Here is a 3185-nt window from a genome sequence, read left to right as displayed (position 1 = left end):
GACCCCGCTTCCGTGGTGCTGACGGCGGTGTCCAAGACGCAGGGCGACGCCGCCCTCGACGCCGCGCTGGCGACCGGTCAGCGGGTGTTCGGCGAGAACCGGGTGCAGGAGGCCAAGGCTCACTGGGACGAGCGCCGCACCGCCCTGCCGGATCTGGAGCTGCGCCTGATCGGCCCCCTGCAGACCAATAAGGCGCAAGACGCGGTCGAGTTGTTCGATGTCATCGAGACCCTGGATCGCGAACGCCTCGCCGTCGCCCTGGCGGCCGCCGCGCGCAAGACGGGGCGTCGTCCCCGCGTGCTAATTCAGGTCAATACGGGCGCCGAGCCGCAGAAGGCGGGCGTCCTGCCGCACGACGCCGACGCCCTGATCGCCGCCGCGCGCGACGCCCACGGCCTGACGGTCGAGGGGCTGATGTGCATTCCCCCGGCCGATGAAGACCCCGCGCCGCACTTCGCCTTGCTGGCCGCGGTCGCCGCCCGCAACGGCTTGAGCGTCCTGTCGATGGGCATGAGCGGCGACTATCTGACGGCGATCAGGGCGGGCGCGACCCATGTTCGGGTGGGTTCGGCCCTGTTCGGGGAACGAAATATGGTCCCTGCGGCCTCTTAGGACGCAATATCGCGTTTGGCGCCCTTGGCGTCGGGCCCAAGCCTCGCCATTCTAAAGAGACCATGCGCACGCCCAAGACCATTCTGATCATCGATGACGACAACGACCTGCGCGAGGCCTTGGCCGAGCAGTTGGCGCTTCACGAGGAATTTCGCCCGGCCCAGGCCGCGACGGCGACCGACGGCGTGCGCCAGGCCAAGGAGGCGCGGGCCGACCTGATCCTGCTCGACGTCGACCTGCCCGACATGGACGGCCGCGAGGCCTGTCGCCTGATCCGCAAGGCGGGCGTGTCCACCCCGGTCATCATGCTGACGGCGCAGTCGTCGGATTCGGACGCCATCCTCGGCCTCGACTCCGGCGCCAACGACTATGTCACCAAGCCCTTCCGCTTCGCGGTCCTGCTGGCGCGCATCCGCGCCCACTTGCGCAGCCACGAACAGTCCGAGGACGCCGTCTTCCAGGTCGGCCCCTATGAGTTCCGCCCGGCTTCCAAGCTGATGGTCGACGACAAGGGCAAGAAGGTCCGGCTGACCGAGAAGGAAACCAACATCCTCAAGTACCTCTATCGCGCCGGGGCCAAGCCGGTGTCGCGCGAAGAGCTGCTGACCGAGGTCTGGGGCTACAACGCTGGGGTCACCACCCACACCCTGGAAACCCACATCTATCGCCTGCGTCAGAAGATCGAGGTCGAGCCGGGCCAGGCCCGTCTGCTGCTGACCGACGCCGGCGGCTACCGCCTCCAGCCCTGACATCCAGATGAGCGAGCGTCGCCCGACCCCGCCGCTGGTGGCGCTTCGGGCGTTCGACGCAGCCGCCCGCCTCGGCAGCTTCCGCGAGGCGGCCGAGGAGCTGGGCGTCACCCCCGGCGCCGTCAGCCGCCATGTGAAGGCGCTGGAGATGCGGCTGGGCCTGCGCCTGTTCGACCGTTTCAACCGCTCGGTGCGCCTGACCGCCGACGGCAAGCGTCTGGCCCAGGGCGTGGCCGACGCCTTCGAGCGGCTGGAAAGCGCGCTGGAGGCCGTGCGGCCCGGCCGTTCGCGCCAGTTGCGGATCACCGCCCTGCCGTCGCTGGCCAGCAAATGGCTGTCGCCGCGCCTGCATCGTTTCAGCGAGGAAAACCCGGATCTCGACCTGATCGTCTTCGCCGAGGACCGCATCGCCGACCTGTCGAACGGCGAGGCAGACGTGGCCCTGCGCTATGGCGAAGGCCCCTATCCGGGGCAGGTGGCGCGACGGCTGGTCAATGAGCGGCTGATCCCGGTCTGCGCGCCGTCCTTCGCCGCCGCGCGGCGGTTGAACCATCCGTCCGACCTGTTGGACGTGGTCCTGATCCATGAGACCTGGCACGACATGCCCTACGCCGACCGCATGGGATGGAAGGCCTGGTTCGAGAGCGCCGGTGTCGACGATCCTCGGGTCCAGAACCTGCGCGGCCCCCATTTCAGCCACAGCCATCTGGCGCTGGAGGCGGCCCTGTCGGGACGCGGCGTGGCCCTGACCTCGGCGCCCCTGGCGGCGGATGACCTGCGCGAGGGGCGGCTGATCCAGCCGGTCGATCACGCCCTGACCAACGACCTGGCCTATTGGGCGGTGGTGCTGCCGGAACGGGCGGACGAACCCAAGCTGCGGCGCTTCCTCAACTGGATCGTGGCCGAATCGCGGCTGGATGAAGACGCGGATACGGTTCGGGTGACTTGAGGTCACTTGATACGGCCTAACCGTGGTTTGTTCCCGGCGACCGCGCCGCCTATCTTGAGACCGTTCGGAACTCCCCCGCCGAAAGGAACCAAGTCATGAAACTCGTGCATCCCCGCGCTTCGAGCTTCTCGTTCGAAGGCATCGTCGTCTTCACCGGCAGCGTCACCCTGATCCTGCTGGGCGTGCTGGCCGGCGCCAAGCTGCTGGGCGCAGCCTGAGCTTAAGTCAACGCGGGCGCCATTCGCTGAGAAGGGCGCCCGTGGCCCCATCTTCGAAAGCCAGCCGGTCCAGCCGCAGCGCGGCGACGCAGACCGGACGGCTTTCGGCGTCTTCCTGGACGCAATGGACGGCCTTGCCGTCCGCGAAGGCGGTCAGCCGACCTTCCAGACGCAGGGCATAGCCGCCCGGCGCTGGCGTCGGCGCGACGCCCTTTTCTCCCCGAATGACATGGACATAGGCCTGGCCCTGACGACGGCCCAGGCGCGAGCCGCCCGTCTCGAACACGGCGGCCAGCCCTGCGCTGCGTTCCGGCTGGACGATTGGCGGCGCCGCGACCTCGTCAACGGCCTTGGCCTCAGCCGTCTTGTCCTCGGCGGGCGTCTTGATCGCCGCTTGAGCCGGCGAAGGCGCGAGAGCAGGGGCGGGGGCGGCCAGAGCCGCTGACACCGGACAGGCGTCCAGGCCGCTCCATGGCCGGGCGATCCAGAAACCTTCGACCGCCTCCCACTTGTCGACGGCCCCTTCGCGGGTGGCGGGGACCAGGGCCGACGCGCCCAGGTCTTCCGGCGTGACCGTCAGGGTCAGGCTTCCGTCGGCATTGCGGACAAGGCGGGGCAGGCCGCCGGACTCGGCGGCGTCGGTCGCTCCGCCGCCGC

General features: G+C 69.4%; 4 protein-coding genes and 1 pseudogene. 4 read left to right on the top strand and 1 reads right to left on the bottom strand.

What is annotated here, in order from left to right:
* The 4 genes from RT567_RS15375 to RT567_RS15360 form a co-directional block, all read left to right on the top strand.
* On the top strand, positions 1-612 hold a 612-nt coding region (locus RT567_RS15375; protein WP_313577110.1), incomplete at its 5' end, for a YggS family pyridoxal phosphate-dependent enzyme.
* 62 nt (positions 613-674) lie between these two features.
* Entirely contained in the window at positions 675-1361 is a 687-nt protein-coding gene (locus RT567_RS15370) for a response regulator transcription factor (RefSeq protein ID WP_003166566.1), read from the top strand.
* A gap of 7 nt (positions 1362-1368) precedes the next feature.
* Positions 1369-2310 carry a transcriptional regulator GcvA gene (gene gcvA, locus RT567_RS15365; RefSeq protein ID WP_313577109.1) on the top strand — a complete coding sequence of 314 codons (942 nt, stop codon included), beginning with the start codon at positions 1369-1371 and terminating at the stop codon, positions 2308-2310.
* A 95-nt stretch (positions 2311-2405) separates the two neighbouring features.
* Positions 2406-2528: a hypothetical protein gene (locus tag RT567_RS15360; protein WP_256375772.1), complete on the top strand. Its 123-nt coding sequence runs from the start codon at positions 2406-2408 to the stop codon at positions 2526-2528.
* 7 nt (positions 2529-2535) lie between these two features.
* Here RT567_RS15360 and RT567_RS15355 read toward each other — a convergent pair.
* Positions 2536-3185, bottom strand: a pseudogene (locus RT567_RS15355) (hypothetical protein); the annotation flags it as partial.

The organism is Brevundimonas sp., assembly GCF_032107865.1.
GTDB lineage: Bacteria > Pseudomonadota > Alphaproteobacteria > Caulobacterales > Caulobacteraceae > Brevundimonas.
The sequence above is the reverse complement of the archived record's forward strand: the minus strand, read 5'-3'. Positions and strand labels throughout refer to the sequence as shown.

Excerpts from the sequence above, each read along its gene's own strand:
- RT567_RS15370 (WP_003166566.1), top strand. The coding sequence starts at position 675 with ATGCGCACGCCCAAGACCATTCTGATCATCGATGACGACAACGACCTG.
- RT567_RS15360 (WP_256375772.1), top strand. The coding sequence starts at position 2,406 with ATGAAACTCGTGCATCCCCGCGCTTCGAGCTTCTCGTTCGAAGGCATC.
- gcvA (WP_313577109.1), top strand. The coding sequence starts at position 1,369 with ATGAGCGAGCGTCGCCCGACCCCGCCGCTGGTGGCGCTTCGGGCGTTC.